Raw genomic sequence first — 10680 nt, forward strand, 5'->3', positions numbered from 1 at the left:
ATAAGTCTTCGCACCCTGACCGGTTCTGCCACCGCGCCTCCTCGCGCCGATCGGACGTGTACGGCACATCCAATCGGTGCGACGGACTACACGCGAACCCGGTGATCGTTTCCGGTCACAGCACTAGCCAACTTCGAGAATGTCGGGAGGGTCCGTGAACACGGACACAACGGAAATCGACGCCCGCCTGGCCCAATTGCGAGGCAAGCATCAACAGCTCGATCGGCGGATCGCCGTCCTATCGATGGTGGCCATCGCCCGCAACGTCCGAGCCGCACTCCCTGAGGCCCAAACCGTCGCCCTCACCTGGTCGGACGACGGCTCATGCCTGATCCCGGACGGATACCACAGCGCGTCAGGTCATCGCATCGGCTACATGCCCAAGGGCGCGTGGGCAGGCGATGACCGCAACTCCTGGGAGCACGATCTCGATCAAGCGATCATGCCCTACTGCACCAACCTGGAGGAGTTGAACGAGTCGGTGTGGGAACCGTTCACCACCGACCACAATCCGCTCAGCGGAGAGCTACTCGACAATGGAGACCGCCGTCTCAAAATCGAACAGGTCCTGGCCGAAGCCGAACGCGAGACGGCCGATGTCAAGAGCTTCACCGACTGGGCCGAGGTGGTCGGCATCACCTGCGAGGACCTGGACGAACTCATCTACGACGTCGTCGCCAGCCAAGCATCGGACATCAACAACGGGGGCCCGGAGTCACAGATCGAGTATCTGATCGGCTTTTGCGGCGTGGTGGAGGCTCGTGCACTGCTCGTGGACTGCCAGCCCGAATCGCCGCACCCCCTGTACTCCGTCAGCGATCTGCGCGGGAGTATGGCTGAGGGGTACGACGATCGCGCGGTGAACACGATCCTCGGGCGCATCAGCGAGGCGTCGGGCCTTCGCCTGGTGTGCGTGTGGGACCTCTACGACGAGGCGGGAGTCGGCGGCAACTCCCAGTTCTACGTCGCGACGGAAGAGGGGCGGCTGCACAAACTCGTCGGTGACCTGTGGCGATGGCTGAACGGTGACCCCGATGATCCGGACACGCCGCACTTCCCCGGGGCACCCTCCAGTTGGATCGGGCCGCTTGCGGACAAGACCCCGGACGACCTCCCCTACGACGACGGTTTCTGCAACTACGCGATTGTTGATGAAACTCAATCACAGCCCAGCCGTGGTTAAAGATTCCCGTAATATCCACCCCTGGTCGACGAGATTGGCCCGGCGGTGATTTCTGGCTAGCGCCGGCGTCTAATACGGGCGCCGGCGTTCGCCTATCTCACTCCGATAAAGGGGGAACGTTCTAGGCCCGCGCAACGCGCCTATAGTGGTAAAGTAAAGCCAGTCGAACCGGATGGCACTCCGAACGGCGGCGCTATTCCTTTCCGATCCGAGAGGACCATGATGAACACCTCCTCCACACCCACAGCGAACCGGGAACTCGCCACCACCCAGGTCCCAGTCCTGGCACGCGTGGCAGACGCCGGTCCAGTGGCGGCCCCCGCCACCCAGCCGAACTGGAAAGCACTCACACGCGCGCTGCGCGAGCTGGGCGACACCACCCTGCCGAACTTTTTGTCCAGGACCGAACTGGAACTGGAAGACCTCTACCGTCGCCGGGAGGGCTGGACGGCCCTTCGGCGCAGCGCCGGATTCCAGCCGGAAGCCGCGAACCCGGCAGCGGACACCCAGCTCGGCCGCGCGTTTGGTCGCATGCTGCACATCAACGACGCCGAGCGCTTGAACTACCTGCGCACGCTCCCCGGAGGCCCTCACCCGGACGGCGCCCGGGGGAAGCGGCTGCTGGCCATGGCCGATGCAGCCCTGTGGGGCGGCACTGAGTCGTTCTCCGGCGCCGAGGACCGGCTCGCCATGCTCCACGAGGCACGCGCCGCGGAGCTCCATCAACTGGCCGCAGTGCTGGGTACCAGGCTGCACACGACCCAGACGCTGGACCCGGTGGTGCCGCTGCACCTGCACGCCTTCTACAGCAAGAACGAAGTGCTGGCCGCGTTCGGAGTGGACAAGCCTGCACATATGCGTGAAGGCGTCAAGTACGTCGCCGCGCACCACGCGGACCTGTTCTTCGTCACCATCCAGAAAACGGAGAACCAGTACAAGGCCAGCACCCGCTACCAGGACCAGGCTCTCGGCGAGCGCATCTTCCAGTGGGAGTCGCAAAGCACCCTGCGCGCCGCCGCGGCCACTGCCCAGCGCTACATCTCGGGTCAGTCGATCGTCCATCTGCTGATTCGTCACTCCAAGACCGATCAGGGCCTGGGCGCCCCGCCGTATCTGTATGCCGGGCCGATGCGCTACGTCAGCCACCAGGGTGAGCTGCCCATCCGCTTTGTCTGGCAACTGGACTACTCCCTGCCGCCCCAAGTCCTGCGTTACGCCATGACCACGGCAGGCTAACGGCGCGCCAGGCGCACTGCGCCCGCCCCGCGCCTGCGAAGCACCATCCCGGTGTCGGCCGCCACGCTCCGGCGGCCGACACCGCCCCGTCGCCACACGGTACGCACCGCGCCAACCGCCCCGCGCGCGTAGATCGTCTCGCGCGCGCATGCGTTGGATGCGTCGAATGCGGCAAGGCGGGACAGGACCGGCCGGATTGCCTACATGTCCGGCTGCAACGACCGGTGTGCCTGCATCGGCTCGCGCCCACTGCCGGACATCCACCGCCGAGCCTGCGGGTTGTTCCGCCGCTCCGTTGGATGACCCGGAACCTCCCCCGTCATCCGGCTAAGCGGGCCGAGGAAGACCCAAGGCCAATGCCACTTGATCTGTTGGACTGCCCTACCCACCAGGAGATTTCATGACGATATTCGGAAATGCCCACCAGGTCCTCCAGATCGCCGAATCGATCGCCGGCGCACTGGGCGAGTTCCGCGCCGTCCTCCTACGTGAGACTGAGGACCAATACAGCGCCGTCATGCTGGTCAGCGGCGACCGGCGACTCATGCTTCAATACGCGACCAAGGGCGACGCCTACATCCGCAACCGGCTCACCATCTCCGGAGTGAGCCCAACAGACGGTAAGCACTACTGGAACAGCGGCCCGTGCATCAGGGTCAACGCCGCTCGCCCGGCCGAGACGCTGGCCAAGGACATCGTGCGACGGCTGATGCCGGAATACCTGCGGTGGCTCGACAAGGAAATCCTGTGGCAGGCCGAGAAGCAAGCCCGCAAGGTGAGGCTCGCACAAGAAGGCGAGCGGATCGCCGCACTGATCCCCGGCGGGAGCTCAATCTCCCCGAAGGCTACTACGACGGGCCTAGCGTCCGGTTCGCTACTGGCCACCTGTCCATCGACGCAGACAACCAGGGCGCCTTCGAGTACTCGCTGTCGCTGCGCATGCGTCCCGGCACCCTTCTCCTGGATGACGTGATCTCCCTCATCAACCGCTGGCCCAAGGAAGTACGCCCGTCCTGACGGTTCCGTGTCAGTCCCCGTGCCCTGCCGAGAAATGCGTTTAGTGGTTTAATGGATGTCTCCTCGCTGGCACAGCGAGGAGACATCCATTCCGATCCAAAGGAAATCCGATGAGCACCGACGATTACCCGGGCGAGTTCCTCTTCTTGCCTCCCCGCAAACTGAAAGCGGGAGACTTCCTGCTCGGACCGTCCCACTACGGCGGCTTGACCGCCGATCCGGCGCACCAGAATGACGGCACAGTCCTGGTCACCGTGCAGGGCGGAAAGCAGCATCTACCAACGCACCTCAAGATCCGGTTCTACCGGCACCATGACCCCGCCGACATCGGCACCTGCGGCTGTGATTCCGAGCCCGGCCAGCCGCACGACGACCACCACTGCGCCGTGATCGACCAACTCAAGCTCACCGCCAGGAAGATCTGGCATCACCGGGATGGTGAGGTGTGGGATCTTCCAGGGGTCTTCCAGCACATCCCCCGGCGTGACCTCGAAGACGGAGACGTCGTATTCGAGCCGGGCATGGTCGGCCTGGTCCAGACCTCAAGCCACCACGACGATGCGCCGCTGTACATGCTGTACCGGCAAGACGGCCAGATCACGCCCGTCACCAGTGACGCCACGCCAACCCGGATCTTCCGCCCCGCGGATCCCTCCCATGTCGCCGCCTGCATGGATCCAGAACGGGACGCCGGCGGGTACGGCCCCCCCTGCTACGAGGCCCACTCCACCGACCACTGCCTGTCGCTGGGCTTTCTGCGCGAAGTCGCCGACACGCTGTGGCCCGGCCTGGCCAAGGATCGAGACCGACGAGGATCGCGATACATCCAGCGACGAGGACGGCAAGCCGCTCACCAGCCTTTCAGCAGCAACACACCTCTACCACGACTACCTCAGCGGCCTCGCCGACGCTGGACTTACCGCGCACATGACGTACTGGGCTGACACCGCGTACGCCATCGAAATCGACTGCCCGAACTCCTGGCGCCTCACGATCACCGGCGAAAACGCCGACCTCGGACTCCCTGAAAACATCGCCGCCCTCGACCTGGTCACCATCACCCGAGTCAAGGGCGGAAACAGCGCACCGGTCTCGCAGAAGACCATCAACGCCAACTACCTCAACAGAATCGTCATCTACGTCCGCAGCGAGTACGACCGCATTCCCGCGCTCGACACTCACGACCGAAGCCCGGCGCACAACCTGATCGCGCTTCTCAGCCAGAGAATCTCATGGATAGACCCTTACCGCTCCCGCCAGGACCTCGACCTGCGGCAGACCATCAACGACATGACCCCCGAGCAGGCAGCCGAGGCGCGAAGCAGGCTCTACACCTACAACCGTCGTCTCGCCCACGACATCCTGGACTTGCTGTTGAAGGGTAAGGCGACCGTACCCGGCGACACCGATTGGCTACCCCACACCTCACGCGAAGCCCTCAGCCTGCTGCGGGATGGACACGGAGACTGGCTGGACTACACGCCGCTCGGTGACGCGCTCGCCTTCCGCGCCACCGGCCAAAGCAATCCCAGCCCCGCCCCCGCTACGATGGAACAGCAGTACGCCCCCATACTCCAGGTGCTCAAAGACGCGGCCATCCCTGCCTTCGTCAAGGACCTCGGCGGCGGGTACAACGTCATTCACATCCCTTGCGACGGCTGGGACCTCAACATCGGCAGCATCGATGGAGAACTACCGCCGGAGTACCGCACAGTCAGCGGACTCGACGTATGCCGCCAAACCGGGTCGGGCTCCACTCTGGTCTCGGAAAAGGTCATCCCACGCTACGACCTTCGGGGCGTGGTGGCCTACGTGCGCAGCGAACTCGACCGCGTTCCGACTTTCTGACGACTTCGGCCGTCCCCGCCTCAGGGGAGAGAGCTCTGCCAGGTAAGGCACCCGCACGCCGGCCCCGTAATGGGCACGCAACGCCTGCTCCCCATTCGGAGAACACCAAATCCCGGGGAACCGCACCGCGCAGCGGACCGCTCACCGATTCGGGGGGCGGTTCAGGTACGTGTGGAATCCCCGGGGGTAAATCCCTCGCGAAAGGCACAAGGTAGTGAGCAAGGAAGACTGGCGGTTTGACATCGGCGATCCGCTGGTGGATCGGGTGGCGCAGGACGGTGACCGCCCGGTAAGCGGTCGCGACCAGCTCACCCCGGAGCGGGCGGCTTACGTCGTCCGCGTGCGTCAGGTTCTCCGTGACCCCGGCCACGCGGAGGCGATCGCCCCGTGGCTCACCAGGGCCTGCACGGAGTGCGAGGAGCAGTCGTCGGCGGCCGACCCGCACTCGGTCGTAGGTGACGGGTGGGTCCTCGTCCCCTGCGGCGAGCACTGGTCCCACGTCATGGTGGACGGATGGGTCGTTATCGGCTGTGAGGGCTACCGGATCGTCTCCCCGGTGGCGCTCGGCCTGGGGCCGGCCAGCGAGTGGGAGGACTGGCGCACCTACGGCACCCGCCAAGTCCTCTGACAAGCGGCCGGGCAGGGGTCACCCACTCTGCCCGGCCTTTGACCCCCGGAGGGCGCACCGTGGGTTACTCCGACCCATACGTACCCGGCCTGGACGAGGCCGCCGGGTACGGGCACCTGGCCTTGTACTCGCACCTGGGTGAGGGCGCAGGCCGCCTCGTTCGAGGTGGGCGAACTGGGCGCTCTCGCTGTCGGCTCGGGATACCCGGCGGATGGTGGAGCTGGATGAACCAAGCCGACGAAGCTTCATGCCTCTAATTCGCGCATTTAGTGGTTTAATCTAAATGCCGACCTTGCATGGCACTGCCGAGGTCCCACCCCTCCGATCCGACAGGAGACCCCAATGCCTCGTGACGATTCCCCTAACCCGACGGAAACGCCCCTACTGAACCGTCCGGCCGAGATCGACCGCGAACGTGAGCGCGACAACTGGGAAAGCACCCTGGCGATCGGCTCCCAGGTCTGGTGGGTCGACGCCGACGCCAGCGGCCCCGGCGTCATCGCCGGAGTCGACCACCAGGAGGAGTACGACCGCACGCTCGTTCTCATCTTCGCCTGGGACTACGAAACAGGCGGCCCCTTCCAGGTGCACGTCGACCTCAACGACCTCAGGCCGCTGACCAAGCCGTACGACCTCCACGCTGAGGACCAATCGCACCTGGACGAGCTGACCAGGCAGGTGGAGAGCGACGGCCTGCCCTGGTCCCTGTCCACCAACAACACCCCGTACTCGCTGATGCACCGGTTCGCCACCGAGGAAGACGCTCTTGAAGCGCTGGCCAAGCAGGTCCGCGCGGAATGGTGGCGGGTCACCGATCTCAACATCCCAACCACCCCAACCACGGCACCAGACAGCGACGCGGACGCCATCGCCATCTACTACGCCGCTCTCAACGACCGACAGACCTACCAGCTCACCAGGGACACGCCCGCCGAACTCGGCCCCCACCACGTCGGCGCACCATCCCACCCCGTCCCAGACGAGAGGGCCATCACCCACACCGAATACGCCCTACACGGCACCGTGTACCGCAAAGGCAAGCCGACGGTGGTCACCGAGACCTGGCCCGGCCGGGAATCCGACCGCCACTGGATGACCAGATGGGTACAGCAGGTCATCGCCTTCCAGCAGGGGGCGGAACTCCCGACGGACGCTGTCCTGTACGCCCGCACCTGGAGCACCCCCGGATGGGCACCCGCCACTTCACCCACAGTGACCAGCGACTACGCCACACTCTGCGCCATATACCTGGACACCTTCCGCGCGGCCGGCATCGATGCCGCCCTGGGCGCCGACGGCGACCTCGCCATCGCCGTTCCCGACGGCTACACCGCTCGTGCCATATGTGGCAATCATCCCTTGCCCGGCGATGGAGCAGAGTTCCGTTGGAGCTTGCAGCTACACCGCACCGTCGACGCCGCGCAGTTCACCTACCTCCATCCCATCGCGGAGGACATCGGCGGTTTCGCCGCGACAGTACGCGACCTGCTCAACCGATTGCCCATCCTGCGTTTCGCCCACGGCCCAACATGGGCGCCGGGAACGCTGCACATCTCCGCCGAGCAAGCCACCAACGCAAACGACGCCGTCATCTTCCACCCCCGACACGACGGCATAACGCTGCCCTGCATGGAACTGGACGGCGCCCAAGCCTACCTCTACGTGGATCCCCGCAGGGGGGCACTGCGGGTCAGCCTCGAACTGGACGGCGCAGAAGACTGGCTCATCACCGAGGACTGCGTTCCTGTGGTGTTCGCGGTCAACGGAGCCACGGTGCTCGACACCACCAGGCTCGGCGCCAGTGGCGCAGGCTTCGCAGCCGATCCGCTCGCCACCCTCACAGCGATCTACCGACTGTGGCACGCGCTGCGAGCCCTGTACGCCACCCCAGAACCGGCGGTCGAAATCGCACGCCTGGTCGAAGACTGGTTCGCCGACCACGGCATGGCCCTTCGGCCAGACCAGCACCCGCCATCGAACTGCTAAGCGAGGCCATCACGGGGCCGCCTACCGCTCACCCTTCCCAGCACACGGCTTGCCTGCCCGCGGCCAGAGTTACCAGGTCAAGAGGGACGCGCCGTAGTGCAGTTGGCCGAGACATCAACTGACCCATCGCCCTACCGCGCCGCCGACTCCACGCAGACCTACAAGCTCGCCTGCGGCCACACCGCCAGCTAGCCACCCCACCCTTGGCCTGGCCGGTCCCACCGGCCAGGCTCCCCTCCCCACCGAAAGGACATCAGGATGACCGCCACTACCCCGGACGAGGCCCGCGTCTGCGCCCGCGCGTTCGCCCTGATGCAGGCCAACGGCGCTGCCGAAGAAGACGTCGCCGAGACCCGCCGCGCGCTGGAGGGCGCGGTGGTGCTTCGGCGAACCTTCGCGCCGGCCCTCGGCGTGACGCCGAGCGCCCTGGTGGACGAGCTGCTCGCCTGGCTCGCCGCCAACCCCGACCTGGTGCGCGACCGCGACACCTACGTCAAGGCCGACGCCCGCGTCCAGCTCTGCCGGAGCCTTGGTGTCCCCGTCCCTGAGAAGATCCTGGAGCGCAAGGCCGGTGCCCTCGCCCGACTGCTCGCCGCCACCGGGCGCGGCAAGCAGCAGCTCACCGAGTCGCTGCACTGGCTGACCGTTCTGCCCTACCGGCGGCTGGTCGCCGACTTCCTCGCATCGGCCGACGAGGCGACGCTGGAGGCCCTTCTTGGCGACGGGCTGTTCGCGGTGATAGACCGCAACGCCGCCAACCGGGCATCGGGCCGCTGACCGCTCGGCTGGCCCGGCCGGTTCACGCTGGCCGGGCCAGCCATACCCCCGGCACCCCGCACAGCGACGCTTTCGCCGCTCCCGCAGTCCAATCTAGGAACGTGCATTTAGTGGTAAATTCCATATGTGAGCCCTAATGGCACTGGGGCTTGCGTTCCGATCCGAAAGGAAAACCGTGATCAACATCACCCACGATCTCCTCCATGGGACACGGGTCATCGCCCCTCAAGGGGGACGTGAGCTGTACCTAGCCGTCGACCGAGCCCTACCGAGCTACTTCACCTGGGATCACTGGAGTCAGGTATGGGTCGTGGAAGGAACCGCCTTCACCCCCGCGGACAGGGGGCGCATCCTCCTGGCACAGGCTCTCCTCATGGCCGCCAAATTCCCCACCACGGTGACCATCGCGCCATGGGTGCACCCAGCGACCGAAGCCCAGACGGCCCGCCCCATCTTCGCGGCTAGCGCCAGGGTGTATCCCTTGCGCGCGCTGCATGTCGGCGACCTCGTGCGCACCCAAGATGAGCATGTGGGGTGGCTTCGAATATTGCGCAAGAACAAGCGAACAGTAGATGTCTTCTACGGAGAACACCCAAGGGCCGGGTTCAGAATCGCGCCCGCCGGCCTCGTCGAGATACGCCGCCCCGTACCAAGCCCCCAGACCGCCGTGCGGATGCCAACCCGCGACCAGCCTCCCGCCTTGGAGTGCTAGCAGCAAGCAACATCGATGCCTCCCGCTCGCCAGCGGGAGGCATCGACATTTCTACCTCCTGGAACATTGCTTCCCGCGAGCCTTGGCGCGGCGCAGGTCGATATGAGCAGGGTTGCTTTCGCCCCCCCAGTAAGGATGCATTTAGTGGTTTAATGGAGATACAAGATTCCGGATGGCACTCCGGAATGGCGCACCGATCCGAAAGGACACCATGCTCTACATCACACATTCCTTCACGCGCGGTACGCGCGCCACAGAAGAAGGACTGGACGACGAAGTCGGAATGCTCCTCAACGCCCTCGGCTTCCGGTGGGAGCAGACGCCGCAGACCTCGGGCGAATGGATCATGCCCGGCACCACCCTCGTCCCCCCACACGCCGACGTCATCCGCCACGTCCAGCAACACCTCGCCAAGGCGGGCATCAAGTCCTGCATCGACATCGCCTGGACCCCACCGCACCAGGAAGCGGCGACCGCTCGCCGCGTCCTCCCACCCCCCGCCGGGTACCACCTGGACGACCTCCAGGCGGGCGACCTGGTCCGCTACGCCGAACCCTCCGGAACCCACTACTGGGCACGAATCGGACGAACCCACAACTGCACGGCAGAAGCCTTCTGGGGCCCACACCCCTGGACATACACCAGACTCTGGCCCGCACGGCTGCTCGAAGTGCGCCGCACCGGCCCACAGAACACGGCCGCTCCGGCCATCTTCCTCGCCCCTCCCTTCCCGACGACGAACCGGCGGCCCGCATCCCGGAAAGGACGTCGCAATGCTCACTGACACCCAGATCCTGCGCGCCGCCCAAGTCGTCGCAGACCACCAGCGTCGTCACGCCCACGTCTCCAAGCTCCACAGCAACGCCCCCCTGTGGCGACGCTGGGGCAAGCGGCGCCAGCTCAAGAGCGCCGCCCTCGCGTGGGCGACGGCCCGCCAGATGTTGATCGAGATCCTGCTCGCTGGTGACCTGGACCGGCAGGAGCCCGAACAGGTCACGCGAAGGCTGGCCGAGCGGGCCGCAGATGACCTGGTCGCCGACGTGCTGGCCTCCCCGATGCCCGAGGGCGACACCGTCACCATGGTGTGCCTGTTCTGAACCAGACAGCTCCACTCCTTGCCGGGGCGCGCCAGCCCCGGCAAGGAGCCAAGAGGGGCCCCAGACCGCATCTGCGGTCTGGGGCCCCTCTTGCATGTCCAGGGCCGGCCTTGGACGGGTGACCGGCGGCGGCCGGGGCAGGGCGAATGCCCTGGCGTTCGGGACGTCGCGGGGATCTGATCGCCGGATACGCGAG

At 66.0% G+C, this 10680-nt stretch carries 11 protein-coding genes; all 11 read left to right on the top strand.

All coding sequences use genetic code 11. From position 1 onward, the window contains the following. Positions 1-154 precede the first annotated feature (154 nt). Positions 155-1183 (top strand): hypothetical protein, encoded by a 1029-nt coding sequence (locus DQ384_RS36470; protein ID WP_147269017.1) that lies wholly within the window; start codon positions 155-157, stop codon positions 1181-1183. Between the two features lie 219 nt (positions 1184-1402). Further along, positions 1403-2419 carry a DUF3427 domain-containing protein gene (locus DQ384_RS36475; protein WP_114033450.1) on the top strand — a complete coding sequence of 339 codons (1017 nt, stop codon included), beginning with the start codon at positions 1403-1405 and terminating at the stop codon, positions 2417-2419. A gap of 400 nt (positions 2420-2819) precedes the next feature. Beyond that, positions 2820-3392: a hypothetical protein gene (locus DQ384_RS36480; RefSeq protein ID WP_114033451.1), complete on the top strand. Its 573-nt coding sequence runs from the start codon at positions 2820-2822 to the stop codon at positions 3390-3392. Between the two features lie 154 nt (positions 3393-3546). Then, positions 3547-4380 carry a hypothetical protein gene (locus tag DQ384_RS36485; protein WP_114033452.1) on the top strand — a complete coding sequence of 278 codons (834 nt, stop codon included), beginning with the start codon at positions 3547-3549 and terminating at the stop codon, positions 4378-4380. Continuing rightward, positions 4364-5284, top strand: coding sequence for a hypothetical protein (locus tag DQ384_RS36490; RefSeq protein WP_114033453.1), 921 nt, complete (start codon positions 4364-4366; stop codon positions 5282-5284). Before DQ384_RS36485 ends, DQ384_RS36490 begins: the two co-directional genes overlap by 17 nt. A gap of 214 nt (positions 5285-5498) precedes the next feature. Next, on the top strand, positions 5499-5912 hold the full coding sequence (locus DQ384_RS36495; protein ID WP_114033454.1) for a hypothetical protein: 414 nt from the start codon (positions 5499-5501) through the stop codon (positions 5910-5912). Positions 5913-6254: 342 nt separating this feature from the next. After that, positions 6255-7898, top strand: coding sequence for a hypothetical protein (locus DQ384_RS36500; protein WP_114033455.1), 1644 nt, complete (start codon positions 6255-6257; stop codon positions 7896-7898). 258 nt (positions 7899-8156) lie between these two features. Then, the gene (locus DQ384_RS41800; protein ID WP_114033456.1) at positions 8157-8675 is read left to right on the top strand and encodes a hypothetical protein; all 519 of its coding nucleotides are present in this window, start codon (positions 8157-8159) and stop codon (positions 8673-8675) included. Positions 8676-8850: 175 nt separating this feature from the next. Continuing rightward, entirely contained in the window at positions 8851-9387 is a 537-nt protein-coding gene (locus tag DQ384_RS36510) for a hypothetical protein (protein WP_114033457.1), read from the top strand. A gap of 211 nt (positions 9388-9598) precedes the next feature. Further along, entirely contained in the window at positions 9599-10171 is a 573-nt protein-coding gene (locus DQ384_RS36515) for a hypothetical protein (RefSeq protein WP_147269018.1), read from the top strand. Beyond that, positions 10161-10484 carry a hypothetical protein gene (locus DQ384_RS36520; RefSeq protein ID WP_114033459.1) on the top strand — a complete coding sequence of 108 codons (324 nt, stop codon included), beginning with the start codon at positions 10161-10163 and terminating at the stop codon, positions 10482-10484. Before DQ384_RS36515 ends, DQ384_RS36520 begins: the two co-directional genes overlap by 11 nt. Positions 10485-10680: the final 196 nt, after the last annotated feature.

The organism is Sphaerisporangium album (assembly GCF_003323745.1).
Taxonomy (GTDB): domain Bacteria; phylum Actinomycetota; class Actinomycetes; order Streptosporangiales; family Streptosporangiaceae; genus Sphaerisporangium; species Sphaerisporangium album.